Origin of the sequence: Streptomyces luteolifulvus, assembly GCF_008806595.1 — a bacterium.
Lineage (GTDB): Bacteria > Actinomycetota > Actinomycetes > Streptomycetales > Streptomycetaceae > Streptomyces > Streptomyces luteolifulvus.
In genome coordinates, this window is record NZ_VZRB01000003.1 from 110,454 (window position 1) to 134,436 (window position 23,983).

The 23,983-nt window shown below is 70.0% G+C and carries 27 protein-coding genes, 1 tRNA gene and 1 pseudogene; 18 read left to right on the plus strand and 11 right to left on the minus strand.

Annotated features, from left to right (window positions below):
• Window positions 1-84: 84 nt before the first annotated feature.
• The 6 genes from F7R91_RS05450 to F7R91_RS05475 form a co-directional block, all read right to left on the minus strand.
• Window positions 85-2,316, minus strand: a complete 2,232-nt coding sequence (locus tag F7R91_RS05450; protein ID WP_150945042.1) for an ArnT family glycosyltransferase — start codon at window positions 2,314-2,316, stop codon at window positions 85-87.
• Window positions 2,313-3,746 (minus strand): bifunctional glycosyltransferase family 2/GtrA family protein, encoded by a 1,434-nt coding sequence (locus tag F7R91_RS05455; RefSeq protein WP_150945044.1) that lies wholly within the window; start codon window positions 3,744-3,746, stop codon window positions 2,313-2,315. Before F7R91_RS05455 ends, F7R91_RS05450 begins: the two co-directional genes overlap by 4 nt.
• A 14-nt stretch (window positions 3,747-3,760) precedes the next feature.
• Window positions 3,761-5,368, minus strand: a complete 1,608-nt coding sequence (locus F7R91_RS05460; RefSeq protein WP_150945046.1) for a HAMP domain-containing sensor histidine kinase — start codon at window positions 5,366-5,368, stop codon at window positions 3,761-3,763.
• Window positions 5,365-6,117, minus strand: coding sequence for a response regulator transcription factor (locus tag F7R91_RS05465; RefSeq protein ID WP_331000534.1), 753 nt, complete (start codon window positions 6,115-6,117; stop codon window positions 5,365-5,367). The genes F7R91_RS05460 and F7R91_RS05465 overlap by 4 nt, the downstream gene beginning before the upstream one ends.
• A gap of 134 nt (window positions 6,118-6,251) precedes the next feature.
• Window positions 6,252-7,127, minus strand: a complete 876-nt coding sequence (locus tag F7R91_RS05470; RefSeq protein ID WP_150945050.1) for a DUF2797 domain-containing protein — start codon at window positions 7,125-7,127, stop codon at window positions 6,252-6,254.
• Between the two features lie 73 nt (window positions 7,128-7,200).
• The gene (locus F7R91_RS05475; RefSeq protein WP_150945051.1) at window positions 7,201-7,695 is read right to left on the minus strand and encodes a hypothetical protein; all 495 of its coding nucleotides are present in this window, start codon (window positions 7,693-7,695) and stop codon (window positions 7,201-7,203) included.
• A 189-nt stretch (window positions 7,696-7,884) separates the two neighbouring features.
• Between F7R91_RS05475 and F7R91_RS05480 the strand changes: the two genes are divergently transcribed.
• On the plus strand, window positions 7,885-9,564 hold the full coding sequence (locus tag F7R91_RS05480) for a lysyl oxidase family protein (RefSeq protein ID WP_225320536.1): 1,680 nt from the start codon (window positions 7,885-7,887) through the stop codon (window positions 9,562-9,564).
• A 146-nt stretch (window positions 9,565-9,710) separates the two neighbouring features.
• Here the strand turns inward: F7R91_RS05480 and F7R91_RS05485 are convergent, their stop codons facing one another.
• Complete coding sequence (locus tag F7R91_RS05485) at window positions 9,711-10,298, minus strand: hypothetical protein (protein ID WP_150945055.1); 588 nt, start codon at window positions 10,296-10,298, stop codon at window positions 9,711-9,713.
• Window positions 10,299-10,526: 228 nt separating this feature from the next.
• Complete coding sequence (locus tag F7R91_RS05490) at window positions 10,527-11,369, minus strand: hypothetical protein (RefSeq protein WP_150945056.1); 843 nt, start codon at window positions 11,367-11,369, stop codon at window positions 10,527-10,529.
• A gap of 237 nt (window positions 11,370-11,606) precedes the next feature.
• Between F7R91_RS05490 and F7R91_RS42515 the strand changes: the two are divergent.
• Together F7R91_RS42515 and F7R91_RS05500 are read left to right on the plus strand one after the other, a co-directional pair.
• Window positions 11,607-11,699: pseudogene (locus F7R91_RS42515) on the plus strand (protein kinase family protein); the annotation flags it as partial.
• A 412-nt stretch (window positions 11,700-12,111) separates the two neighbouring features.
• A complete protein-coding gene (locus F7R91_RS05500) occupies window positions 12,112-12,471 on the plus strand; it encodes a hypothetical protein (protein WP_150945058.1) in 360 nt (119 codons plus the stop codon).
• Window positions 12,472-12,553: 82 nt separating this feature from the next.
• Here the strand turns inward: F7R91_RS05500 and F7R91_RS05505 are convergent.
• Window positions 12,554-12,626, minus strand: a tRNA-Arg gene (locus F7R91_RS05505).
• Between the two features lie 391 nt (window positions 12,627-13,017).
• A complete protein-coding gene (locus F7R91_RS05510) occupies window positions 13,018-13,275 on the minus strand; it encodes a hypothetical protein (RefSeq protein WP_150945060.1) in 258 nt (85 codons plus the stop codon).
• A 185-nt stretch (window positions 13,276-13,460) separates the two neighbouring features.
• On the opposite strand from F7R91_RS05510, the gene F7R91_RS05515 reads away from it, so the two are divergent.
• The 14 genes from F7R91_RS05515 to F7R91_RS05570 all read left to right on the plus strand — a co-directional run bounded on the left by F7R91_RS05515 (window position 13,461) and on the right by F7R91_RS05570 (window position 21,723).
• The gene (locus F7R91_RS05515) at window positions 13,461-13,853 is read left to right on the plus strand and encodes a hypothetical protein (RefSeq protein WP_150945062.1); all 393 of its coding nucleotides are present in this window, start codon (window positions 13,461-13,463) and stop codon (window positions 13,851-13,853) included.
• 14 nt (window positions 13,854-13,867) lie between these two features.
• Entirely contained in the window at window positions 13,868-14,578 is a 711-nt protein-coding gene (locus F7R91_RS05520) for a DUF6907 domain-containing protein (RefSeq protein WP_150945064.1), read from the plus strand.
• A complete protein-coding gene (locus F7R91_RS05525) occupies window positions 14,575-15,087 on the plus strand; it encodes a hypothetical protein (protein ID WP_225320537.1) in 513 nt (170 codons plus the stop codon). Before F7R91_RS05520 ends, F7R91_RS05525 begins: the two co-directional genes overlap by 4 nt.
• Window positions 15,084-15,821: a DUF6907 domain-containing protein gene (locus F7R91_RS05530; protein ID WP_150945066.1), complete on the plus strand. Its 738-nt coding sequence runs from the start codon at window positions 15,084-15,086 to the stop codon at window positions 15,819-15,821. Before F7R91_RS05525 ends, F7R91_RS05530 begins: the two co-directional genes overlap by 4 nt.
• Complete coding sequence (locus tag F7R91_RS05535) at window positions 15,818-16,030, plus strand: hypothetical protein (protein ID WP_150945068.1); 213 nt, start codon at window positions 15,818-15,820, stop codon at window positions 16,028-16,030. Before F7R91_RS05530 ends, F7R91_RS05535 begins: the two co-directional genes overlap by 4 nt.
• Entirely contained in the window at window positions 16,027-17,151 is a 1,125-nt protein-coding gene (locus tag F7R91_RS05540; RefSeq protein ID WP_150945070.1) for a hypothetical protein, read from the plus strand. Before F7R91_RS05535 ends, F7R91_RS05540 begins: the two co-directional genes overlap by 4 nt.
• Window positions 17,148-17,321, plus strand: coding sequence for a hypothetical protein (locus F7R91_RS41860; RefSeq protein ID WP_191971363.1), 174 nt, complete (start codon window positions 17,148-17,150; stop codon window positions 17,319-17,321). The genes F7R91_RS05540 and F7R91_RS41860 overlap by 4 nt, the downstream gene beginning before the upstream one ends.
• Window positions 17,318-17,656, plus strand: coding sequence for a hypothetical protein (locus tag F7R91_RS05545; RefSeq protein WP_150945072.1), 339 nt, complete (start codon window positions 17,318-17,320; stop codon window positions 17,654-17,656). The genes F7R91_RS41860 and F7R91_RS05545 overlap by 4 nt, the downstream gene beginning before the upstream one ends.
• A 12-nt stretch (window positions 17,657-17,668) precedes the next feature.
• Window positions 17,669-17,842 carry a hypothetical protein gene (locus F7R91_RS41865; RefSeq protein WP_191971364.1) on the plus strand — a complete coding sequence of 58 codons (174 nt, stop codon included), beginning with the start codon at window positions 17,669-17,671 and terminating at the stop codon, window positions 17,840-17,842.
• A 2-nt stretch (window positions 17,843-17,844) separates the two neighbouring features.
• Complete coding sequence (locus tag F7R91_RS05550; protein WP_150945073.1) at window positions 17,845-18,045, plus strand: hypothetical protein; 201 nt, start codon at window positions 17,845-17,847, stop codon at window positions 18,043-18,045.
• Window positions 18,046-18,144: 99 nt separating this feature from the next.
• Complete coding sequence (locus tag F7R91_RS05555; protein ID WP_150945075.1) at window positions 18,145-20,277, plus strand: FtsK/SpoIIIE domain-containing protein; 2,133 nt, start codon at window positions 18,145-18,147, stop codon at window positions 20,275-20,277.
• A 160-nt stretch (window positions 20,278-20,437) separates the two neighbouring features.
• On the plus strand, window positions 20,438-21,061 hold the full coding sequence (locus F7R91_RS05560; protein WP_150945077.1) for a DUF5753 domain-containing protein: 624 nt from the start codon (window positions 20,438-20,440) through the stop codon (window positions 21,059-21,061).
• Window positions 21,034-21,228: a DUF397 domain-containing protein gene (locus F7R91_RS05565; RefSeq protein WP_150945079.1), complete on the plus strand. Its 195-nt coding sequence runs from the start codon at window positions 21,034-21,036 to the stop codon at window positions 21,226-21,228. The genes F7R91_RS05560 and F7R91_RS05565 overlap by 28 nt, the downstream gene beginning before the upstream one ends.
• Window positions 21,229-21,327: 99 nt before the next feature.
• Window positions 21,328-21,723 (plus strand): hypothetical protein, encoded by a 396-nt coding sequence (locus tag F7R91_RS05570; protein WP_150945081.1) that lies wholly within the window; start codon window positions 21,328-21,330, stop codon window positions 21,721-21,723.
• An 11-nt stretch (window positions 21,724-21,734) separates the two neighbouring features.
• On the opposite strand, the gene F7R91_RS05575 is transcribed toward F7R91_RS05570, so the two are convergent.
• Window positions 21,735-22,988, minus strand: coding sequence for a helix-turn-helix domain-containing protein (locus F7R91_RS05575; RefSeq protein WP_150945082.1), 1,254 nt, complete (start codon window positions 22,986-22,988; stop codon window positions 21,735-21,737).
• A 152-nt stretch (window positions 22,989-23,140) separates the two neighbouring features.
• Between F7R91_RS05575 and F7R91_RS05580 the strand changes: the two genes are divergently transcribed.
• The gene (locus F7R91_RS05580) at window positions 23,141-23,542 is read left to right on the plus strand and encodes a DUF6415 family natural product biosynthesis protein (protein ID WP_150945085.1); all 402 of its coding nucleotides are present in this window, start codon (window positions 23,141-23,143) and stop codon (window positions 23,540-23,542) included.
• Window positions 23,543-23,983: the final 441 nt, after the last annotated feature.

Genomic DNA, 23,983 nt, shown 5'->3' on the forward strand with positions numbered 1-23,983 from the left:
TGTGCCCGCTCCGCCCCGCGCCACAACGCGCAGGAGGGGCGGCGCCCTTGGTCACCGCCCCTTCCCGCTCAACCAACCGTCAGGTCAGCCGCCGGCCTTCTGCGTCAGGTCGTAGAACGTGGTCGAGCCGACCGTGACCTTCTTGAAGGTGCTCTCGACCCACGAAGTGATCTGCGAGGACGTGCCCTTGCTGCTGCCGCCCATGCGGCCCATGCCGCCGCCGGAGCCGCCGGAGACGAAGTAGTGGATCTTGCCCTGGGCCACGTACTCCTTGAACTGCGCCAGCGTCGGGGACGGGTCGGTGCCGTTGAAGCCACCGATCGACATCACCGGCTCGCCCGTGGAGAGCTGGTAACTCGCCGCGTTCTGGGCGCCGATGGCAGCTGCGGCCCAGGTGTAGTCGTCCGCGTCCGTCTCCAGCAGTTTCTTGGCCTCGGAACTGACGGCGGCGCCGTTGAGCAGGCCGCCGACGCCGCCGCCTCCGACCATGCCGCCGCCTCCACCGTCCCCCATCTGGCCGCCGGGCATGCCGCCGCCGGGGAAGCCGTTGCCCTGCTGGTTCTGGCCCTGGCCCTGGCCCTGGCCCTGGCCCTGCGTGTTTCCGTTGCCGTTCTGCTGGTTCTGGCCGGGCATGCCCCCGCCCGGGAAGCCGCCCCCACCAGGACCGCCGCGCATGCCGCCACCGCCGCCGCCCGGGCCACCGCGACTGCCCGCGACGGCGGGACCGGCGGTGACGATCGAGCCCGTGTGGCCCTCGTTCAGCGTGGTGAGCGTGTACGCCGTCGGGCCCGCGAGCGCCGTGACGAAGCTCAGGCCCACCACGGCCAGGGCCAGTTGACGGCCCAGCCTGTTCACGAAGATCAGGCCGAGCGCGGCGACGAGACCGCCGACCAGCACGAGCCACTTCAGCCAGGGCAGGTAGTCGGAGGAGCGGTCGAGGAGGACGTAACCCCACACCGCCGTGGCCGTCATGGCGGCCGCCAGCGTCAGCGCCGCCCAGGTCCTGTCCCGCTCCTTCCAGAGCAGGGCCGAGCCCATGCCGATCAGCGGTGCGATGCAGGGGGCGAGGGCGACGGTGTAGTACTCGTGGAAGATGCCCTGCATATAGCTGAAGACCACCATGGTGATCAGCAGCGAGCCGCCCCAGAGAAGGAAGTCGGCGCGGACCGCGTCCATGCGCCTGGTCATGGGGGTCCCCCCGCGCGAGCGACGCGATGAGTGGGGGAGCGTGGCCCACAGCGCCGCCGCGAACAGGATCAGCGCGGCCGGGATCAGCCAGGAGATCTGGCCGCCGGTACTGGAGCTGAACATCCGGTCCCAGCCGGTCTCACCCCACATGCCACCACCACCGCCGCCACCACCGACGCTTCCGGTCTCCTCGCCGTTGATACGGCCGAGGCCGTTGTAGCCGAAGGTCAGCTCCAGGAAGGAGTTGTTCTGCGAGCCGCCGATGTACGGGCGGGAGGACGCCGGCCACAGTTCGACGATCGCGACCCACCAGCCGCCCGCGACGACCATCGCGAGCCCGGCGAGCAGCACCTGGCCGATGCGCTTCTTCAGGCTCGTCGGCGCGAGGACGGCGTACACCAGCGCGAGGACCGGCAGGATCAGGAAGGCCTGCAGGGTCTTGACCAGGAAGGCGAGGCCGATCGCGGCCCCCGCCCACATCAGCCACTTCGTCTGCGCCTTCTCCATCGCGCGCTGGGTGCAGTGGATCGCGGCGGCCGTCAGCAGCGCGAGGGCGGCGTCCGGGTTGTTGAAGCGGAACATCAGTGCGGCGACCGGCGTGAGCGCGAACACCGCCATGGTGATGAACCCGGCCGCCGCGCTGAACCGGCGCCGCACGGAGGCGTAGAGCACGCCCGCCGTGGCGACCGCCATCAGCACCTGCGGGAACAGAATGGCGAAGGAGTTCGGTCCGAAGAGCCGGACCGACAGGGCCATCGGCCACAGCGAGGCCGGGGGCTTGTCGACGGTGATGGCGTTGGCCGCGTCGAGCGAGCCGAAGAAGAAGGCCTTCCAGGACTGGCTGCCCGCCTGGACGGCCGCCGAGTAGAAGGAGTTGGCGTAACCGGAGGCCGTGAGGTTCCAGGTGTAGAGGCCGCCGATCACCAGCAGGCCGAGGAGGAAGCCGGGGCGCACCCAGCGGGGGTCCTCGGGCCGGCCCCGCCACAGTCTGCGCGGGAAGGGCTGCTCGGGTTCGCCGGACCCGGGAGCCGGGACGGCCGGTTCCTGCGGTGGTGCCGTGGGAGGGGGACCCCAGGAGACGGGGGTCGTGTTCGTCCGCGTCGAGGTCCGGTCGTGGTGCGCTGTCATCGGGAGTCCCCCGGATCGGTGTCGTAGGGGCGCACCGGCTTCAGCCGCAGGGTGGCGTCCCGCCGGGTGCTGTCCGCGGCTTCACCGGCGCGGAACTGGCTGGTGTCGTACAGGTGGTGGGGTGTGTGCCGCGTCATCGGGCGCTGCGGCAGCGGCGCGTAGGGGCCGCCGGACTGCTGCGGGGCGCCCACCGTGCCGTCCGGGAAGACCCAGGCGCGGAAGAGCAGGAAGCGCAGCACCGTCGCCGCGAGGTTGGCGGCGATGAGCACCGCCAGTTCGGTGGAGTGCGCCGGCTCGCTGGTCCCCGCGTTCAGCGCGACGAGCGAGCCGCTGGTCAGCGCGAGGCCGATACCGAAGACGACCAGGCCCTGCGCCTGGTGCCGGACGACACCCCTGCTGCCCCGCACCCCGAAGGTCAGCCGGCGGTTGGCCGCCGTGTTGGCGACCGCGGAGACCAGCAGGGCGAGCGCGTTGGCGGTCTGCGCGCCGCCGGACTGCCGTAGGACGGTGTAGAGCAGCAGATAGAAGAGGGTGGACAGTCCGCCGATGACACAGAACCCGACGAGCTGGCGGGCCAGCCCCTTCGGTACGTCCTGGATCTCGCGGTCGCGCGGATCGTCACCGAACGGGCGGGTGAGCCGGTCCAGCGGAAGCGAACCCGTGGCCAGGGCCTTGCCCACGCGCCACACACCCTTGAGGTCCTCGGTCGCCGTCTTCACGATGTGCACCGTCGAGTCCGGGTCGTCGACCCAGTCGACGGGCACCTCGTGGATCCGCAGCCCCGCGCGCTCGGCGAGCACCAGCATCTCCGTGTCGAAGAACCAGCCGGTGTCTTCCACGAGGGGCAGCAGCAGCTGGGCCACTTCCCTGCGGATGGCCTTGAAGCCGCACTGCGCGTCCGAGAAGCGGGCCTGCAGCGAGCCGCGCAGGATGAGGTTGTACGCGCGGCTGATGAACTCCCGCCGGGGCCCGCGGACGACGCGCGAGCTGCGGGCGAGCCGGGAACCGATCGCCAGGTCGGAGTGGCCCGAGATCAGCGGTGCCACCAGCGGCAGCAGCGCGTTGAGGTCGGTGGACAGGTCCACGTCCATGTAGGCGAGGATCGGGGCGTCCGAGGCCGACCAGACGGTCCGCAGCGCACGGCCGCGGCCCTTCTGCTCCAGGCGGAAGGACATGACCTCCGGGAACTCCGCCTCCAGCCGCGACGCCACCAGCGCGGTGGTGTCCGTCGACGCGTTGTCCGCGATCGTGATGCGGAACGCGTACGGGAAAGTGCGCTCGAGGTGGTCGTGCAGCCTCAGCACACACGGCTGGAGGTCTTTCTCCTCGTTGTAGACGGGGATCACTACGTCCAGGACAGGCGGACCGGCGTCTGTGGCCGGGAGGTGCTCCCGCGCCGGCAGGGAGCCGGGAGAAGAGTCGGTTCGCATGGCACCGACTCTGGTCAGGCCCCCTGTTGCACCCCTATGGCGGCGCTGTGCTGCACCTGTGAGTGCGATGGCCGGTTCGTCTCCGGCGCCGGACGGGGTCCCTGCGGGCGGCCGAGCGCGGGCAGGTGCAATGTGAACACGGTGCGGCCGGGGATGCTGTCGACGGTCACGGCACCGCCGTGCGCGGACGCGACGGCCTGCACGATGGCGAGGCCCAGTCCCGTCGAACCGGAGGCTCGGGAACGCGACGAGTCGCCTCGTGCGAACCGTTCGAAGACACGCGGGAGCAGGTCGGGCGGGATGCCCTGGCCGTCGTCCTCCACGTCCAGGCACAGCCACGGCCCGCGCCGCTGGACGCGTGCGGTGACGGTCGTACCGGGGGGTGTGTGCGTTCTCGCGTTCGCCAGCAGGTTGACGAGCACCTGTTGCAGGCGCGGGGCGTCCGCGGACACGAGCGCGGGCTCGTCGGGCAGGTCGAGCCGCCAGATGTGGTCCCGGCCGGCCGCGCGCGCGTCGCTGATGGTGTCCACGACGAGCGGTACGAGGTCCGTCTGCTCGAACTGCAGCGGCCGCCCGGCGTCGAGACGCGCGAGCAGCAGCAGATCCTCCACGAGCAGCGTCATCCGGCCCGCCTCGGACTCGATGCGTCCGAGCGCGTGCCGGGTGTCGGGGCCGACCTCCTCGCGTCCGCGTCTGGTGAGTTCCGCATAGCCGCGGATGGAGGCGAGGGGCGTTCTGAGTTCATGGCTGGCGTCGGCCACGAACTGCCGTACCCGCATCTCGCTCTGCTGGCGGGCGTGCAGCGCGCCGTGCACATGGTCGAGCATGCGGTTCAGCGCGGCGCCGACCTGGCCGACCTCGGTGCACGGATCGGTCTCCGACTCGGGCACACGCTCACTGAGGTGCACTTCGCCGGTGTGGAGGGGGAGTTCGGAGACACGGGTGGCGGTGGAGGCGACCTTGCGGAGGGGGCGGGTGGCGAGGCCGACGAGCACATAGCCGGCGAGGACGGCTGCGGCGAGGCCGGCTGCGGTGACGCTGATCTCGACGAGGATCAGGGTGTTGATGGTGCTGTTGACCGTGTCGGTCGGCAGGGCGACGTAGTAGTTGGTGCCGTTGTAGCCGTGGACGTACGTCACCCTGTACTCGCCGAGGCCGGGAATGGTCACGGTGTGCCGGCCGGTCGTGGGCACGTCGGCGAAGACGGCCCGCTGGACCGCGCTCAGCTCGGTGGCCTTCATCCGGCGGAAGGTGTCGGTGGGGTCCTGGTCGGCGACCACCGCCTTGGTGATGGTGCCGCCCGCACCGACCTGGGCGGCCACGGTGTTCTCCTGCGTCGGCCCGTTGGTGGCGAAGCCGTCGAGCCGGTCCTGCCCCGTCGGGTTCGGGTCGTACTGGTCGCCCGCCTTGCCGAACGGAGGTCCCGCAAGGCGCTTCCCGGCCTCCACGACCTGCCCGTTCAGCTGCTCGTCGAGATGGGTCCGCAGCACCAGTGTCGTCACCGTGCCGATCACCGCGCAGACCACCGCGATCAGCACCACCGACGCGACGACGAGCCGCGTCCGCAGGGTGCGCGGCTTGTCGGCTCGCTTCTGCGGATACGTCCGTCGTCGCGCGTTCATGACACGGCGGGCTTGATCAGATAACCGGCACCCCGCCGCGTGTGGATCATCGGCTCCCGGCCGGCGTCGATCTTGCGGCGCAGATACGAGATGTAGAGCTCGACGACATTGGCCTGGCCGCCGAAGTCGTACGACCACACACGGTCGAGGATCTGCGCCTTGCTGAGCACCCGGCGCGGATTGCGCATGAGGAAACGCAGCAGCTCGAACTCGGTGGCGGTGAGGTGGATGCTGTCGCCGCTGCGGGACACCTCGTGGCTGTCCTCGTCCAGGGTGAGGTCACCGACGACCAGGACGGAGTTGCTGCGGCGGTCGGTGGCACCGGAGCGGCGGATGAGCCCGCGCAGCCGGGCGACGACCTCTTCGAGGCTGAACGGCTTGGTGACGTAGTCGTCCCCGCCGGCGGTCAGGCCCGCGATACGGTCCTCGACGGCGTCCTTGGCCGTCAGGAACAACACGGGAACGTCGGGCAGCTCGCGGCGCAGCCGGCCGAGGACGGTCAGTCCGTCCAGGTCGGGCAGCATCATGTCCAGGACGACGGCATCGGGGCGGAACTCGCGCGCGGTCTGGATCGCGCCGGTCCCGTCAGCCGCGCTCCGGATCTGCCAGCCTTCGTAGCGAAGGGCCATGGACAGCAGTTCGGTGATCGACAGCTCGTCGTCCACCACCAGCACCCGGACGGGGCTCCCATCCGGCCTCAGCAGTTCGGTGCGCCCCTTGGGCGAGGTCGAGGTCGAGGTCGTGGTCATGGTGAACACCTTGTCCGTGCCCTCTGAGAACACGCTTTCACCAATCTGTGATTTTCCTGAGAAACGCACAGGCGGCTCTCAGGTAGCCCCTGGGGGGATTCCGTGCCTGCAGTGCGTGCCTGCAGTACGTACCTTCAGAACAGCCCGTCCTGAAGCGCGGCCGTGTCCGCCCTGAACTCCCTTACGGGCACCGAGAGTTCGTCACCCGTGGCGGGGACCAGCTCCCACCCGGTGATCAGCCGGGTGTCGAGCACGACGACCCCGCGCCGCGTCGCCAGATGCAGATCCGGCCCGGCGGCGGCAACCAGCTCACCGCTCACCGCGCCGCCCGCGACGAGCTCGCTCACGCTCCCGACGGCAGCCGGCACCCCTTCCAGCCCGAACACCCCTACATGGTCGACGGGTTGGCAAGGCTCACGCTCCAGCGACTCCGGCCAGTCGCCGAGCGCCACGGCCCGCGCATGCAGCTCCACCACCTCGGCCGCCCGCCCGGCCGCAGCGCGGGGCAGCACGGACCGCACGGCGCGCTTGTCGGCGTAGGGAATCCGGTCCGGGACCCGGAGTGCGGCGCGCAGCAGCTCCTCCGTGCGCCGCGCCGCCATCAGAGGCCCCGCACCCAGCCAGCTGAAGCAGACGGCCCCCTGCTCCAGCAGCCGCGCCGGCCCCCGCTCCAGTGCGGTGATCCCGACCTTGACCATGCCGGGCCCGAACCAGGCCAGATATACGTGGTACGGCCGCGGGTCGTCCGCGATCGTGTCCGCGGCGACGGAGTGCGCCCGGTCCAGCCGTGCACACTCCTCGCACCGCGCCCCCGTGCTCCGCCCCGGCACACTCGCCCGCATCGGGCAGACATGCCCACGCGCCCCCACACACCACCGCACACCCCCGTCCGCGACCTCGAAGGCCACCTGTTTCCCCCAGGTCAGCGCACTGCGCCGACCGCCGTCCCACATCAGCACGGGACCGTCCGCCGACCATCGCAGCCCCGAGCATCTCCATGCCTGTGCCATCGCTCCCGAGAGTAGGGGGCACCACTGACAACGGCGCCCGCGACGAGGTTCGGCTCGCGGCGTCGGCGGCGGGTTATGCGGCGTCGTTCAAGTCCGCTCGCGCCGGCTCTCCGCGGCCGACGGTCAGGGACCAGTGGACGCTGGGCGGGGCCTCGACCGAGACCGTGCCGGCCTGGCTTGCGCCCGTTACGGCTGCCTCGTTGTAGATCGTGCCGGCCTCGTCGGCGCGGCACTCCACCGGGAAGGACATGCCGACGGAGGGCACATCGACCTTGATCTTCCCCTTGCCCTGGCAGCGGACGGCGACTAGGAGGGCGTCGCCCTTCCGGCCCTTGGTGAATGCGATCTGCGCGTTGCCCGTGGTGCCCTTCCGGCGGCCGGCGAGTGTTTCGCCGTCGTCCAGCTCGGGCGCCTGCCGGACCGACGGCCGGGTCGGCGTGGGAGAAGCAGAGTGCCTTCGCTTCGCCGGGTGTTCGGCGACGCCCGTGTCGCTCGATGTGCACGCCGGAACCGTGAACAGCACCGCCGCGCAGGCGATGCCCACACTTGCCAGGGCCTTACGGGACATGACGGATCTCCTTGGTCAGGGGAGGAAGTTGATTTCTTGCCCAACAGGCAACCTGTACACCCTGTTCACCGGTCTCACAGATTGCTCACAGACCGGTACGAGGCGCGTGGGGTGCGTCCGAACCACCGTCCGGCCGTGGGCAGTTCAGTCCGATGCCAGTTGACCATGGCACTCGCAGACGAGGAACCGATGACCAGACAGTTGCACCGCAAGCGCCTGAGAAACTCCGCGCTCGCCACAGGGGCCGTACTCACCGTCGTCGTCACCGCGGTCCAGGCCGCTCCCGGCGCCGGAGCCGCCCCGGCGAGCACGGCCGGCAAGCCGAAGGTGAAGCTGGTCGCCGCGTCGAAATCCGTGACGCTCGACCGCTGGAAGGGGGAGCCCGGGGTCTACCTCGACCTGGGCACGTACGTCACCGTGGACGGCGCGCCGCTCGAGTTCAAGGTGACCCGCAAGTCGTACAAGGACCCCGTCGTTGCCAAGCAGATCCTGCGCAACGGCAGCCGTACACAGACCAAGACCCTGCCCGCAGGCCTGGTGAAGGACTTCTCCGGGCTGCCCGGCTTCCTCCAGGTGACGGTCAAGAACGCGGCCGGCGAGGTGGTCTCGAAGTCGAAGGGGACCTTCTGTCCCAACAATGCCTCCGGGCGCCTTCGTCCGGACGCCCCGGCGACCTCGCACTATCCGGAGAGCTGCCCGACCAACCCGTTCACGCTCGGCTCGGTGTGGGGCGTCGAGAAGGGATGGGCGTCCAACTCCAGCACGGTCGACTACGACAAGCCGGTGGACCTGCCGGCCGGCGAGTACACCGCCAAGGTCTCGGTCGCGAAGAAGTACCGCGAGCTCTTCGGCATCCCCAACGACCAGCCGACCATCAAGCTGACGGTACGGGAGCTCACTGACGAGGGCGGTGGCGAGGGTGGCGGCGAGGGCCTGACCGGCTCGCACTCCTCCGCCCACCACGCAGCCGGGCACGGCGCGCGCTCCGCCCACCACTACGGCCCCCGCGGTGCCGACGCGCCCACCCCGCCGGCCCTCAGCCATGCGCTCGAGGACCTCGGCACGGCCCACCACCTGGGCGACGGCCGCGGCCACACCGACGGTTCGCGCATCGCGCCCGCCCTGAAGGCCAACGCCAAGCGGCCCACCGGCCGCGCGGGTGTCCCGGCGAACGTGCCCAAGCCGGACCTGCGGGCGCTGCCGGCCTGGGACATCACCGTCACCGACGGCGAGGACGGCGACGTACCGGGCAAGGACTACCTCGCGTTCAGCGCGAACGTCTGGAACGCGGGTCCCGCGCCCCTCGTCGTGGACGGCTTCCGCAGCCCCGGCCAGGACCTGATGGACGCGTACCAGTACTTCTACGACGCGAACGGCAAGCAGGTCGGCTACACCCCCACCGGCACCATGGAGTGGGACCCGCGTGTCGGCCACGAGCACTGGCACTTCACGGACTTCGCCAGCTACCGGCTGCTGAGCGAGGACAAGACGAAGGAGGTGCGCAGCGGCAAGGAGGCGTTCTGCCTGGCCAACACCGACGCCATCGACTACACGGTCAAGAACGCCAACTGGCACCCGTACAACACGGACCTGTCGACGGCGTGCGGCGAGCGGAGCTCGATCTCCGTACGTGAGGTCCTCGACGTCGGCTCCGGCGACACGTACACCCAGTACCGTCCCGGCCAGTCCTTCGACATCACCGACCTGCCGAACGGCACGTACTACATCCAGGTCATCGCCAACCCCGCGAAGCGGCTCCAGGAGACCAGCAGGAAGAACAACGTCGCGCTGCGGAAGGTCGTCCTGGGCGGCACGCCGGGCGCCCGTACGGTGAAGGTCCCGCCGTACGACCTGATCAACGCCCCGTAGCAGCTTCCCTTCTCAGGGACGAGGGTCCGTCAGCGAGCTGACGGACCCTCGTTCAGGTCGGGGCTGGAGGCTGCAGCGACCCCGGAGTGCCGACCGTCTCCGACGTCGATCGCCAAGGTTAGCGATCACACGCGTCCACAGAGCGGTCAATTCCGCTCAGTCCGCGACCGGGCACGGCCGAGGGACCACGCGCCGAGCGCCACCAGTACGGCCGCCCCGAGCCCGTACGCCGGCAGCCACCGCGTCGTGGTGGCTGCCAGGCAGTCGGCGACCGCGTCCTGTCGCTGCCTGTCCTGCGCGTACGCAAGGGCGGCACTGTCGCGACCGGCCAGGTTCGCCAGCGAGGCCTGTGTGCGGAGGCTCTCGTACCTGCCCAGCTTCTGACAGGCGCTGCGGGTGTCCGACATGGGAAAGAGCCACGCCGAGCGCTGCAGCACCGGGGCCAGCGCGATGGCGACGCACAGGCCCAGCACCATCGAGTACGCGACCAGATTCTGCATGTACGTGGTGCGCAGGCCGGGCGTCCACGGCGGCAGACGGTAGAAGGAGAAGATCACCGCGAGCAGCGTCACTCCGATGTAGGCCGCGAACCACTCCCAGGAGCCCTCCGCGAGGCTGAAGGTCAGCACGGCGGCGAGCCCGATGCCGATGACCCCCGCCTGGGAGGAGGCGCTCTGGCCGCCCGCGCCGACCGGCTTCGTCTTCTGGGCTTCTTGAACGTCGAGGCCGTCCACGGTCTCTCCTCCCTCGTCCTGCTCGCTGCGCCATTCGCACCGCACTTCTTGGACCACGCATGCCGACGGCGCCGACAAGCCCGGGTTATCGCCTGATCGCCTGATCGCTTGACGGTGCGTCAGCTTAGGTGCTGGACGGAGGCATCAGCGGCAACACGGCTCAGAGAGTCGCCGACATCCGCACCTGACAGCAACGACGCCGGACGGGGCGTACACGTGCGCGTCCGGTCAAGGGCGTTCGTAGAGCTGAAGGAGGCCGCCGAGGGAGAAGCACGAAGCGCCGGTGAGGGTGGCCCAGTTGGCGATGTCGGCGTTGACCAGGCTGCCGGTGGCAGGACGGGTGAAGGCGGCGAGCGCCGAGACCATGAAGAGGACGGAGCCGAGCTGGTTCACGGCCACGATCCACCAGCCCAGACTGCGGCGGCGGAGGCAGAACCGGCCGTGACAGATCTCGACGAATGCGAGGTGGCCGGAGATCAGGAAGAGCAGGCAGCCGATCACGTCCGGGGCCCAGATCAGCCGGTTGATCTGCTGGACGCTCAGACCCTGGAGGAAGGAGTCCAGCAGGTCGACAGCGAACACCAGGGTGCCGGCGAACAGGACGAACGTGCTCAGCCAGTCCACCCGTGTCGGCTCGTAGCTCCACCAGCGCCAGCTGTGGGTGACCAGTCGGCCTTCGCCACCGGGTACGTGGCGGGGAGCATTGATGACCTGGAGCAGCGAGACGTAGCCACCGGTGTTGAAGAAGAGGCCGCCGGCGAAGTAGATCGACGCGCAGGTGGTGGCGTCGCCGGAGCCGAACTGGGCGACGGCGGCACCGGCCGCGAAGAGGGCTCCGCCGATGATGAAGGCGGTCGCGGCGATGGCATTGAGCCGGCGCAGGCGACGGAGCGCGACCTCGTCGGCGCTGGTGTGCCGGCTGATGGGTGCCCCCGGCGAGCGGACAGCGATGAGTCCGCGCCGCCGGGCGAGCCGCGACTCCCACACGGCTGTGCCACCGCCGGGGAGGTGCCAGGTGAGCCGGGTGGTGAACGGTCCAGCACCCTCGGCGGGCTGCTCGGGTTGTCCCACGGGCCGAGACTAGAGCGCCCGCCGGGGCGGTCTCGCGAGCGAAACGCCGCCTGTGGGCGGCGCCGAGACTGGCTGACCGACCATCGCTGCATTTCGCTGAACTTCTCTGTACTTCGTTGTACTTCGGTGCAAACGCCCCCGAACATCGAGGGCCCCGGATCTCGGAATTCGCCTCTCTCCGGGGCCCTCGACCTGTGACGACAGCGCTGACGGCAACGGCAGCGCTGTCAGCCGGTGGCGGGTGAACTGGGCGAAGTGATCGACGCAATGCTCAGCCATGCTCCAGAGGATCGGCCCACTCTCTACGAGGTGGCGAAGGCACTGCACTAATCCCGAAGCGCTGGATCAGCCGACGCCTCCGGATCACAGACCAACAAAAGACCGCATCCCGCTCAGCCTGGACAGCACAGGCGCGTGGTCCGGGCTGCGCGATGCTCTGCGGGCCACGCTCACGCACGCCGTAGCCGAGAGCGGCGGCCCAGTCGCGCACGGCGCCGCCTGAAGGGCCTGCCAAGCTCGATGCGTCACGCGAATGGAAGCCGCGAGCGGCCCCTGAGTCGCGCGCCCGAAGGCGTTGTCCGACGCTAAGGCTATGACCGAACCCACCCCCGGGCAGGAGTCCCGTCCCGATCCTTCCCAACAGCGTTGGGGGCAAGACGCGCTGCAGCGACAGCCAGGGGGAGGGTGGCAGGCACCTTATGCAGCAGCACCGCCGACGAGGAAGCGGCGAAAGTGGCCATGGGTGGTGCTCGTGCTGGTCCTCTTGATGGCGGGCGGGTGTGTGGCCATCGTTGTCGGCATCTCGCACGAAGCATCGAAGACGGTCGAGGTGGAGTACGCGGTCACCGGCAACGCACGAGACGTGACGATTGCATACTCTGTCTGGAACGACGACGGCATCTCGACAAGATCCGAAACCGTCAGGACGTTGCCGTGGCGGAAGGTCTTGAAAGCGAAGGGGTTCACGAAGGGCGGCTCCCTCGTCATCAGCCTCAGCGGGTCAGGGGGCACCGCCACCTGTTCGGTGACCGTGGACAACGACAAGCCCAAGACGGCCACCGTGTCAGGGCCGTCAGCCGCTGCTAGCTGCTCCGGCTTCTGAGGCGTGCTGCGTGCCGGACGTTGATCTCATGCGCCAACGTCAAAGGCCCCTTGGGATGATCCCAAGGGGCCTTTGACCTATGTGCACTCGGCAGGATTCGAACCTGCAACCTTCTGATCCGTAGTCAGATGCTCTATCCGTTAAGCTACGAGTGCTTGTTCTGTTTTTTCGCCGCTCCCCGGCCCTTCCGGCCCGCTCGCGGCGACAGGAAGAACATTACATGACTGCCGCCGCCATGTGAAATCCATTAGCCGTAGCCCTTGTGACCTGCGAAAACAGCTATTCGGGCGGCCGGCGGTCCGAGGAACCGGCGAAGCCCCGGTCGGGCGGACCGGGGCTTCGGTGATCTTGCGCGGAGGCGGAGGGATTTGAACCCTCGATGGGCTTTAAGGCCCAAACCGCATTAGCAGTGTGTTGCCCCTCGTCCGATATGGACGGGGGGCAACCCCTCAAGACTCGATCACGCAGCTCACGGGCGGTTCGCTGTCGGGCCGGGTTTGGCCTCGTCGGAACGCGACCCGTCCTCTTGGTGCCATCGCCGTGCCATCAGGTCGCGCCAGCTTCACCGTCGCCCGCCGGCCCATCTGAGCCCCCTGCTAGCACGATGCGGCGGACCTGCTGGCGCGTGTACCCCGTCGCCTCGCAGATGTCCTTCTGTGCGACGCCGTCGGTGTCCGCCTGCCTGATCGCTGCCGCCAGCTCCTGCCGCAGGATCTCGGCCCGCGTCTCCGCATCTCTGAAGCGCTGGGCCATCTGCGTCAGTGATCGCTTATCCATGGCACATAGTGTTCCATCAGTCGTCATGGAACATGAGGTTACTCAAAACTGACTCAATGTCCATGGCTATACCGCTTGACGATGGAACACGATGTTCCCTAGAGTGGAGGTGTCGGCGGGGAAACCAGCCGACAACGCAAGCGGCCCCCGGAAGGTGCGTCAACACCGACCGAGGGCCTGACGGATCACCTGCTAGAGACAGGAGAGCCGCTGTGGCTCATCGTCCCATCCGCCGCGAGCACCGCGCCACGCGCCGTGCCCTTCGCGCCACCCTTCGCCGTCGTGCCGCCGAGACGCGTCTCGTGTCCTCGTGCCGCCGTCGGCCGCGCTCCATCACCACGGTGGCCATCGCCGCCGGCATCGACCGCGACACCGCCTCGGGCTGCGCCAACGGACTCCGGTCCGTCGCGAAGCGCCTCGGCGTCACCCCGGCTCTGACCGCCCGTACCCGCCGCACCGCCTGCGGTGGCCGCGCCCGGCAGACGCACACGGTGCACCGCTACACGCTCCGCCAGGTCGCCCGCCTGGTCGCCAACTACCGGCCGCGCAAGGCCGAGTACGTGACGGCCGCCGCCCGTATCGCCGCCTTCGCCGCCGCTGCCTGATCGGAGTGCCCGCAATGAACGAGACCATCACCGCCACGTCCGAGACGTCCACCGACCAGGCGCCGCCCGTCGAGCCGCGCACGATCACCTACCCGCTGCGTGGGGGCGGCCAGCTCGTCGCCACCTGCCCCGACTGGTGCACCTACGACCACACCGACGACGCCGAATTCGGCATCGAGCCGACGAACCTGTACCACCACGGCGACAAGATCGGGCTGGAGTACAGCGCGGACGGCGTCGACCTGAGCATCCTCGAGGCCCGCCTCGTGCAGTGGCCGTTCGACTCCGGCGAGGACGCGCCGTATATCGAATTCATCCCCGAGGGGCGTACCGCGGCGAGCCTGCCGCTGCTGGACCCGCTGATGGTGGGCGAGGAGATCCGCAAGGTTCGCGGGCAGCTGCGCGCGCTGGAGGAGCTGGGCGACCGGCTGTCCGAGGCGCAGGCCAAGCACCACGCCCGCCGCTCGCACGACAGCGAGGCGCCGTGGCTGTCGCTGACGCGCACCGACCTGCTGTCGATGCCGGTCGCGTACCTGCTGAAGGTGTTCGGCGTCACCGTCGTGGAGACGGAGGACACCGGCAGGAAGGCCCTGGTCGCCCTGCACGGCGAGCCCGGGGCGATGGAGCTGCGGGTCAAGCCGGACGTTCCGCAGCACCTGCGTGAGGACGAGACGCGCCGCAACTTCCTCGACTGGTACGAGGCCCGCCTCGGTGGTGCGGCGTGAGCGATGTCAACGTGAGGCAGCCCCTGTGCGGGGCTGCCGCCCGTCCTGTGGGCGACCAGCTGCACGAGCCCAGCGACCTCGAGGTCGCCATCAGCGTCGCCCAGCAGCTGCACGACAGCGACCAGATCCTCTCCCTGCGCGAGGCCCTGCGCCTCCTGCTCCGCGCCCTCGACGCCGAACCGGCCAGTTCCGTACCGGCGAACGGAACTGGCGACCGCTGCCCGGCCGCCCACCCCGACGACCCCAGCCCCTGCAACGGCCCGGCCGTCGTCACCGTGCTGGACGCGACCAACGCCGGCGCGGACGGCTGCGAGCACCACGGCGCCCGGCTCCTCGCCTCCCTCGAAGGTGGCCGCGTCTACGGCCTTCCCGACGCCCCGGACGGTGCCGCGGTCCGCGTCTTCCAGACCGCCGACACCACCCGCCCGTTCGCCTGGGTCGACGCCCCGCGCACCAAGCCGTCCCAGCGCAGCCACGCCGAGAACCGCCACGGAGGTGAGCACGCGTGACCGAGCACCTGCCCACCTACGGGCCGACCGAGGTGTTCCGCGAGGAGGACACGACGCCGGACGTGGTTGTGCGTGTGGCGTTCGCCCTGTCTCGCGAGCAGCTGATGACGGCCCTGTCGATCGGTTTCACGGAGCTGGTCCCGGACGTCGATGCCGAGACGATCACGGTGGAGGAGACGCGTACCGAGGTCGAGGGCTGGCTGCACGCCGCGGCCGTCATCGAGCTGGACCGGTACGTGAGGCAGGGCCAGCTGACGGCGTACCCGGTTGAGGCGCAGCCCGTCATGGATGCGCTCGCCGCGGCTCTCGACCGCGCTTATCCGCCCCGCAGTCCGCAGCCGGTCCGGCGGCCGCCCCGCTACGGCGACGGCACGGTAACGCTGGAGACGCTCGACCATGGCGATGTCACGGTGCCTGAGCCGGCCTGGTGCATCGGCCACTCGTGGCAGCCGAACCCGCACCGGGCGGACATCACCCACAACTCCACGCGGGTGAAAGCTTCGGCGATGACCGACAGCGCCGGCCCTGTGCACCTGCTGCACGCGTACATCAGCCACTCCCCGTATCTGGAGATCCGGCCGGAGCCGCACCCGGTCGTGTCCGTGCAGCTGGAATGCACGGATGACTTCGCGGCCGAGGACATCCCGCAGCTCGTCGAGGGCCTGAAGTCGGCTGAGCGGGTTCTCGAGAACGTCGCGGCCGAGGCGATCCGCCTGCGGGGTGAGCAGTCGTGAAGAAGAAGTGGCCGATCCCGCGCCCGACGGAGCACGCCGCCTTACGCGCCCTCGACCGCGAGCAGCGCCGCACCCGTCGCCCCCAAGTCCCGTATGTCCCCGCCCTGATGGCTGCTCTGGTTGACGCCGTCGACCGCAGCGACCGAGAGGGCATCTGCCTGGCCGCGCACCGCACGGTGCGGGCTGCTGCCCCGGAGGTGGGCAAATGACCAGCACGACCAGAGAACTCACCCGCGGTCAGGCCGTCGTGCTCGGCGCCGCGGCCGTCGCCATGGCTGTCGTGGGCGGCTTCGGCGCTTGGGGCACGTACACCAACGCCGTGTCTGCGTTCCATCGACAGGCGACCGCGGCCGGCGTGGTCGCCGCGGGCGAAGGCCTCACGCTGATCCTGGCCCTGATCATGCTCGGGCGGACGATGCTCAACCAGTCGTCGCCGACTGTCGTGCGCGGCGGCATGTGGCTCGCCCCGCTGTCCGCAAGCTGCATCGGCGTGACGATCGCCAGCGACGCCCGCGAGGCCGCCGTGTACGCGGTCACCCCGCTGGCCATGTCCGGCGCGGCCGAGGGCCTCGGGTTCATCGCCCGCAGCATCGTCGTCTACACGACCGGTGTGGACGCCGAGGTGATGCGCCGCAACGCCGACTCCGCCCGGCAGTTGGCGTTCAACCGTGCCGTCGCCGACGGTCACCCCGACAAGCGGAAGCAGAAGTGGGCCGTGCGCCGGTACTGGCGCCTCGCCCGCCATGTGGGTGTCGGCGACACCGAGCTCGGCGCCGGCCTGGTCGACGTCCAGCGCGTCCGGGTGCGGGAGGGAGCTGATGCGGCCCTCGCATCCATGTACGGCACGGCGCCCGCGGCAACCGTGGCCCAGAAGACCACGGTTGACCGATCGGCCTCCGCAACGGAGATCCTGCGCGCCCGCTTCGCCGAGATGGACCCGGCTGACGCGATCCGGCTTGCCCGCGATGCGCGACCTGATGCGCCCCCGACCGAGCTGGCTTCCATGCTCGTCACCTACGGCGTGCCCGTGGACGCCGTCGCCGTCGCCCTGGTCCTCGGCCAGCAGCCGCCCGAGTACGAGGTGACCCGCCCTGATGCGGCTGTTGCGCCACAGGTCAGGGAGCTGGCCGCGTTGAACCTGCAGGGCGCGATCGAGGAAGCCGCAACAGCCCTCGGCGAGGCCGCATCACCCCGCGACATTGCCGAGCACCTCGAGCGGAACCGGCGCCTGGTTGTCCCCGAGAACCACATCCGCATGGCCCTTTCGCGGGCCGCGAAGAAGGTCGAGCCGGAGACCCCGGCCAAGCCGATGGAGGGTGGCTACGCATGATGCGCATCCTGTTCTTCGGCGCCCTGCTCGGCCTGCTGTGGGTTCTGTTCCCGGCCCTGCTGTCCCTCGCCGCCGGCCTGCTGGTGGGGCTGGCCGCGAACACGGTGGTCGTCGGGTTCGGTCTGGGCTTCGTGCTCCGGCCTGCCATCACCCGCAGGTGGGCGTCATGACCGATCCGACCCCGCTCGCCAAGGCTGAGGCCGCGGTCAGAGAGGCCACCGTGGACACGGCCGCCGTACAGGTCGCCCTCGCCGCTGTGGAGCTCGCCAAGCTCGCGAGCGCCCAGCCGCAGCATCAGGGCTGCCAGCACACGCCGCAGCAGCAGTTCGACGCCCGGAAGTGGCTCACCATCGGCGGTCTCGCGATCGTCGGCGGCTGCGTCGCCTGCGCCCTCGCCCTCGCATTCGCTCTGGCGTCCATCGCCATCGCCATCGGCGCGACCTGCGCCACCGGCTGCTTCATCGTCCTGCGCTCCATGTGGCGCGACTACATCAAGACCCGCTGACCAGGAGGAACTGTGAGCAACGAGTTCATCGAGACCAAGACCGCCGAGGCGCTCGCCGCGAACGCGGCCGGAGACACGCAGGGCCTCGCCCACGCGATCGTCGAGGCCATCAACGAGAACGACGCCCCGTTCGAGCAGACCGTCGCCGCCATGACGGACGCCGTCCGCCGCCAGAACGGGAGCTGACCATGGCGCTCACCCCTCAAGACCCGCACAGCCTCGGCGACCTGGCCCGCGTGCTCGTCCTCGGCGCCCGCATCAGCCGGCGCGAGGCCCGCGGCAAGTCCACCAAGCGGCTGGAACGGCGCGTCGAGCGGATCCGCGAGGACGCCGTGAAGCGCGAAGAAGCCGACGCGAAGAAGCCCCTCGGCAAGAAGAAGACGAAGTAGCTCCACCCCGGGGGCGGCGTCCTACCGCCAAGCAAGCCGCCGCCCCCGGGCCCCTGCAGTTCCGTCACGCAATACGTCACGAAACCCGGAGAGACCAGCATGACCGAGATCGCCCCCGAGCGAGTGAATGGGCACGCCGACCCGGCGGTGTCCCTGCTGAAGTTCGCCCCTGATCCGGCGCTGCAGGACGGCCCGGCCGAGACCATCATCGACGTCATCGAGAACGCCGAGCCGCGGCCCGTCGACGACCCCAAGGCGGCCGCCGAAGCGGGCACATGGCTAGCGGAGAAGCAGGCGTACCTTGCTGAGGCCCCGCCCGTCATCCCCACGTTTTTGCGCAACGCTGCCCAGTTCGTCGACGCCACCCGCTGGACCGTGTCCTACTACGCGCACGTCACCGCCTTCCACACCGTGCGCGGGCCCGTGTACCTGGCCCGCCTGCTGCTGCGCGCCCCGCGCGGTGCTGGCCGGCTCATCGTCCGCTGGGGCAAGTGGGTTGCCGACACCGAGGCACGGCCCGTCGAGGCAAAGGCCGCCGTGACAGCGGACATTGAGGCGTGGCTCGCCCTGTCCCGCGAGCACTCCCGCCGCGTGCGGCCGCGCCGTATCGCGTCCCTCGCGGTCGCCGCCTCCACCAGCATCACCACCCTGATCAGCTCGGTCCTCGTGCCCGGCTGGACCCTGATCGGAGCTGTCTCCGCCGCGGCCCTGGTCGGCGTGGCCGGGAAGAAGGGCGACAAGCCCCTCATCACCCGCTACGTGGCCACCAACGTGCTGCGCCGCCTCGACTCCACCGAGGTGTTCGAGGCGCTCGCCGCGATCGGCATCGAGGGCAAGCGAGGCAAGAGGGGTGTCGAGTTCGCTGCCGAGGTCATGCGCGACGGGCCCGGCTGGCGTGCCGAGGTCGACCTGCCCCCGGGCATCGAGGCCACCGCCGTGCTGGAGAAGCGGGCCGCCCTCGCCGCGGCCATGCGCCGGCCCATCTCCACCGTGTGGCCCGAGGGAGACCGCAGCGCACACCCCGGCCGCCTGGTGCTGTGGGTTGCCCAGCGCGACCCCGCCAAGGCTGCCCGGAAGCTGTGGCCGCTGATGAAGGACGGCCAGGCCGACGTGTACGAGCCGCTGCCCTACGGCTTCGACCCGCGCGGCAACCTCGTCGAGATCACCCTCATGTACTCCAACCTGCTCGTCGGAGGCATCCCCGGCTCCGGCAAGACCTCGTGCGCGCTCGCGATCGTCCTCGGCGTGGCCCTCGACCCCACCGCCGAGCTGTGGATTTACGAGCTCAAGGGCTCCGGAGACCTCGACTCCGTCAAGCCCATCTGCCACCGGTACGTGTCCGGCGACGAAGACGAAGACCTCGAGGCCGGCCTCGCCGGGATGCGGTCCGGGATCGCCGAGTACCAGCGGCGCGCCAAGTTCATCAAGTCCCTGCCCGCCAGCGAGGTACCCGAGGGCCGCAAGGTCACCCGGGCGCTCGCCGAGAAGTACCCCGAGCAGGACCTTGGGCCTCGCGTCATCGTCATCGACGAGGTGCAGGAGCTGTTCACGCACGCCGACTACAAGGACGAGGCTGCCGCCCTGGCCACCCGCCTGATCAAGAAGGCCCGCGCCTACGGCATCATCCTCATCCTGCTCACGCAGAACCCGGACGCTCCGTCCCTCCCGACGTCGGTCTCCAGCTCGGTCGGTACCCGCCTGTGCCTCGCGGTCATGGACTGGCGGGCCAACAACAACGTCCTCGGCACCAGCGCCTACGAGCGCGGCCTGCGCGCCACCGACATCAGCATCGACGAGCAGGGCACCGGCATCCTCGCCCGCGGCCGTGAAGGGACCACTGTCCGCGCCGCATTCATCAAGCAGACCGAAGCCGAGGACATCGCCAAGCGGGCCCTCGCACTGCGCACAGCAGCGGGCACCCTCTCCGGCCAGTCCGTCGGCGCGGCCGTCGAGGAGCAGGACGTCGAGACGATCGTCGACCACCTGCGCGCCGTATGGCCCGACGGCATCGACTCGGTGCACTCGCACCGGCTCGTCGAGGCCCTCGCCGCCTACCGGGCCGACCTGTACAGGCCGTGGACAGAGATGGACACGGCGGGCTCGTCGACGGCCCTGAGCAACGCGCTGAAGCCGTTCAGGGTGGCCACCCGGCAGCTCACGATCCGCGAGTGCTGCGGCGGCGCCAAGGGCCTTCGCTACGCCGATCTGCCGACCGTTGAGGACGGCGAGTAGGGGGGCGCAGGCCGGTTTCGAGGCGGGGCTGTGGTTTCACCCCACCCCGAAACCGGTTTCGCCCCCGATATCGCACCTGACCTGCGAAGTTTCGAGTTTCGACCTTCGGCGCCCGACCCCGAAAACCGGGTCTGGCGCCGCTTCCCGGAGAGGCATCACGTTGAAATCAGCTTGGCTCGAACCGGCTCAGACGCTCGGCGACCACATAGCGCGCCTCGCCGCTATCGAGGCCGCAGCCGACAGCGTGCAGGCATGGCAGCCGCTGTTCATCCCCGGCCTGCTGCAGTCCTACGCGTATGCGGTCGAGGCCATCCACGCGACCACACCGGCCCTGCCGCTCGAGGTAGTTGGCCAGCGCGCCGAGGAGCGCCGGCAGCGCATCGACCGCCTCGGCCGGCCGGGCGCCCGCAGCATCCGCGTCATCGTCGACGAGGCGGCCCTGTACCGGCCTGTCGGCGGCTACGGCACGCTCGTCGGGCAGCTGGAACACCTGCTCTCCCTCGTCGCCCTACAGCCGTCCCTGAGCGTGCAAGTGCTGCCGCAGGGCGCAGGCGCCCATCCCGGTCTCGTCGGCGCCTTCACCCTGTACCGGGCCGCCGGGCAACGCGCGGCGTTCGTAGAGTCGTTGACGTCTTCCGAGATCACCACCCGCCCCGAGGACGTCGCCGCCTACGCTTCCAGTTGGGAGCGGCTGCACGACTTGGCGCTATCGCCGCAGGAGTCGGTGCAGCTCATTGAGGGAACGAGGGAGACCCTGTGCCGGAGACTGAAGACGGCCCGCTGATCTGGAAGACGTCGACGTACACGGACAGTGGCAGTTGCGTGGAGTGGGCGCGCCCCGGCTTCGGGGCTCTGGTCCGGGACACCAAGTGCCGGCAGCGCGCGACCGTGCCCGTCTCGGCTCCCGCCTGGCAGGAGTTCGTCAACTGGGCGAAGGATGCGACCGTCTGAACACGACACGGCCCCCTGCATGGCCACGCGACCGCGCAGGGGGCCTTTCGTCATTTCCGAGGGCTACTCGCCGCGGGGCTCAGCCGGAACACTGGCCCGATGGCACACAACTTCTCAAAGGGCGCCCCTGCTCCACTGCCCGAACCGCAGGCCTTCAAGGGCTACGCCGCGACCGTGACCCTTTACGCAGACCGGGTCGAGATCAAACGCAAGCTGATGGGGAAGATGACCGGCGCAAGGGACTCAGTGATCCCCCTCCGCAACGTGATCAAGGTTCTCTCCAAGGAGCCCACCCGTCTCATCAACGGGTACGTGCAACTCGCCACCGAGCAGGACCGGGGCCGGCTCGTCATCGTCACGAGGGAAGCCGAGAAGGCCATCGCGAACAACTCCCGCACGATCCTCTTCACGTGGAACCAGCGACAGGCGTATGCCGCCTACTTGGCCGCCGTCACCGCTGGTGTGCAGGCACAAGGCGGCAACCCGCTCGGGTAAAGGCGGCCTGCTCAGGGGGTGGCGCCAAGCAGCAGGTGCCCGTGCTCGTCGAGGACGGCCCGCACCTCGGGTACGTCCTCGTAAGCCTGTAGGCGCTCGAGGACCGTGCGGGTACGGGACGCCGTCCGGTCCGACGCCAGATCCCCGGACAGCTCGATGACCCGCACCGCCTCCTCCGCGGCCTGCTCCGGCTCGTTCGCGTCCGCCAGGGCGACGGCCAGCCACGACCGGTACAGCGCCAACTCGCGGGCGTGCGTGGCGTCGTACCGCTCGAGGACATCCGTCAACAGGGGCACGGCGCGCAGCGGACGGCGCAGCTCCGTGAACACGCGGGCGTCCATCACCTCGAGCTCTTCACGGCTGACCCAGTACGCCCACTGCGGCGCCTCCTGGCCGTCCTCGACCGTGAGCGCGTCGTGCGCCTCACCGAGTGCCCGCATGGCCGGCTGCGGGTTCCCTGCCCGCGTGTGTGCCCACGCGACCCTGTCGAAGAACAGTGCCCGCGTCTTGCCCGGCGCGTCCTCGCCGGCCTCGTCGACCGCTGCCCGGGCCAGGTCGAGGCCCTCGCCCTCCCGCCCCGTGTTCGACCACTGGTAGGCCAGCGAGCCGGCGAGGTTCGCCACCAGCGGCCCATCTCCCGCCTGCCGCGCCGCTGAGATGCCGAGCCGGTAGGCGCGCTCCGCGTCCTCGAGGTGGCCGGCATCCGACGCGATCCATCCGGCGATCTGTGACAACTCGCCGATCTGCACGAGCAGGGCGCGGCCCACGTCGTCGCTGTACGTCGACTCGCGATGTAAGGCCACCGCGGCGGACAGCTCACGGAACGCGGGGGCGATCAGGTCGCCGCCGGAGAGGACGTCATCAGCGAGTCGCAGGCCGTGCACCCGGCCGGCGAGACCGGTAACCGTGTCCGCCCCGATACGGCGCCCTGTGCGGGCCGTGAGCGGCGCCAGCGGGTCGCCGGGCGGCAGCAGTTGGGCGAGGGTGACAGCAGCCCCGGGGAGCTGCGCCAGGCGGTCACCGCGGGCGTAGTCGACGGCCTGCTGCAGCTGCGCCAGCGGCGTGCCCAGGGCGGCGGCGAGGAACGGCAGCCACGTATCCGGCACCCGCCCGCCCCGCTCCCAACGGGACACCTCGTTACGGGTGATGGACGTCGTACCCGAGAGTGCGCACAGGGCCGCGGCGAGCTGGCGTTGCGACTTGCTGGTGCGGCGGCGCAGCCCGGCGAGGTACAGGCCGAACTGGCGTCTGCGGTCGTCTCTCATCGGGCCCCCTTCCCGCGGACAGTGTGGCCCCCTCCTGGCCCCCCGTGTGGCTCCTTCCCCGACACGTCACCCGCGATTGCATGGCAGGGACAGCAGGACCCCGGCGACCGCTGTGAACGGCCCCGGGGCGTGGCCGACTGACTGGAGTCGACATGGCGCACCGTACCGCCCCACCAGCCGCCGAGGCAGGGCTCGCGGAACCCCCGCCAGACATCGCCACGATGCGCGAGACCGTGAACCGTCTGCTCGACCCGGACGCCGTCCCCGAGGCTCTGCCGCCGGCCGCCGAGGAGCTCGACACGCTCACCCTCCAGCTGCAGGGGCACCTCAACGTGCTGATGCCGGAGGTCGAGCAGGCTGCGCGGCAGCTCTCGAGGCAGAGCATCCCCCGATACTGCATGCTCGCCTGCCTCGGCGAGGCCCGCGGCAAGCTGGCCGAGCAGCCCCGCGGAGGTCCGAACGGCGCCCTCGTCCACGCGCGGCGCCTGGCCCGCGTCCTCAACGCCCTCGCCGACCATTACGAGAACCTCGGCAGCGCCCACGGCTGCCGATAGTCGCCACACAAAACACCGCAGCCCCGACGGGATCGCCGTTGCGGGGCTGCGGATAGTTCGGAGCATTAGAGTGGGGTCGCCACCCAGGTGCCAAGCGGAACAACTAAGCGAGGCGCCAAACGATGTAGCCCATGATCAGGAGACTCGCCAAAGCACCGATGATCAGGGCACATGTCAGAAGGATGGCGATCAGGCGGGCGGTCGGGCCGTTCTCACCGAGAGCGTGCCTGACCGTTCGCCACCACTCCCGAATCGCGACGTTAATCCATTCGAACAAATTGCCTCCTTGTAAGACCTGTCGACAACCCGCGGGCATGCCAAAGAAGGCCTCTATCCGCCCTGGGGAAGTTCGGTCGGAGTCCGATTGCTTCGACCGCTGCAAGGACACTAGTCGACCGCGGAAAATCCCCCCACAAGCGAGGGCCTCAGAATCAAGAGAAA

Coding starts and splice junctions, on each gene's coding strand:
- F7R91_RS05570 (WP_150945081.1), top strand. CDS start 21,328: ATGGCACACAACTTCTCAAAGGGCGCCCCTGCTCCACTGCCCGAACCG.
- F7R91_RS05450 (WP_150945042.1), bottom strand. CDS start 2,316: ATGACAGCGCACCACGACCGGACCTCGACGCGGACGAACACGACCCCC.
- F7R91_RS41860 (WP_191971363.1), top strand. CDS start 17,148: ATGATGCGCATCCTGTTCTTCGGCGCCCTGCTCGGCCTGCTGTGGGTT.
- F7R91_RS05575 (WP_150945082.1), bottom strand. CDS start 22,988: ATGAGAGACGACCGCAGACGCCAGTTCGGCCTGTACCTCGCCGGGCTG.
- F7R91_RS05520 (WP_150945064.1), top strand. CDS start 13,868: ATGAACGAGACCATCACCGCCACGTCCGAGACGTCCACCGACCAGGCG.
- F7R91_RS05470 (WP_150945050.1), bottom strand. CDS start 7,127: ATGGCACAGGCATGGAGATGCTCGGGGCTGCGATGGTCGGCGGACGGT.
- F7R91_RS05460 (WP_150945046.1), bottom strand. CDS start 5,368: ATGAACGCGCGACGACGGACGTATCCGCAGAAGCGAGCCGACAAGCCG.
- F7R91_RS05480 (WP_225320536.1), top strand. CDS start 7,885: ATGACCAGACAGTTGCACCGCAAGCGCCTGAGAAACTCCGCGCTCGCC.
- F7R91_RS05510 (WP_150945060.1), bottom strand. CDS start 13,275: ATGACGACTGATGGAACACTATGTGCCATGGATAAGCGATCACTGACG.
- F7R91_RS05550 (WP_150945073.1), top strand. CDS start 17,845: ATGGCGCTCACCCCTCAAGACCCGCACAGCCTCGGCGACCTGGCCCGC.
- F7R91_RS05545 (WP_150945072.1), top strand. CDS start 17,318: ATGACCGATCCGACCCCGCTCGCCAAGGCTGAGGCCGCGGTCAGAGAG.
- F7R91_RS05580 (WP_150945085.1), top strand. CDS start 23,141: ATGGCGCACCGTACCGCCCCACCAGCCGCCGAGGCAGGGCTCGCGGAA.
- F7R91_RS05540 (WP_150945070.1), top strand. CDS start 16,027: ATGACCAGCACGACCAGAGAACTCACCCGCGGTCAGGCCGTCGTGCTC.
- F7R91_RS05465 (WP_331000534.1), bottom strand. CDS start 6,117: ATGACCACGACCTCGACCTCGACCTCGCCCAAGGGGCGCACCGAACTG.
- F7R91_RS05455 (WP_150945044.1), bottom strand. CDS start 3,746: ATGCGAACCGACTCTTCTCCCGGCTCCCTGCCGGCGCGGGAGCACCTC.
- F7R91_RS05475 (WP_150945051.1), bottom strand. CDS start 7,695: ATGTCCCGTAAGGCCCTGGCAAGTGTGGGCATCGCCTGCGCGGCGGTG.
- F7R91_RS05555 (WP_150945075.1), top strand. CDS start 18,145: ATGACCGAGATCGCCCCCGAGCGAGTGAATGGGCACGCCGACCCGGCG.